Genomic DNA, 211 nt, shown 5'->3' with positions numbered 1-211 from the left:
ATGCCGGCGCGCACGGTGGTCATCGAGAAGCTCAGCAAGTGGAACGGCGAGACCCACGCCGACATCACTCCGGGGGAGTACACCCAGCTGACCGGCCGCGCCGGCCGTCGCGGCCGCGACGGCGAGGGCCACGGCGTCGTCATGTGGCAGCCGGGCATGAACCCCCGCGAGCTGGCCGGCCTGGCCTCGACCCGCACCCACCCCCGCCCCG

The 211-nt window shown here is 74.9% G+C and carries 1 protein-coding gene; it reads left to right on the top strand.

Annotated features, from left to right (window positions below):
* The coding region (locus tag QWY28_RS24195) for a hypothetical protein (protein WP_300955433.1) at nucleotides 1–211 on the top strand (211 nt) is incomplete at both ends.

This window comes from Nocardioides oceani, assembly GCF_030412965.1.
In the GTDB taxonomy this organism is placed as follows: Bacteria; Actinomycetota; Actinomycetes; order Propionibacteriales; family Nocardioidaceae; genus Nocardioides; species Nocardioides oceani.
This window is presented reverse-complemented; position numbering and strand designations above follow the sequence as displayed.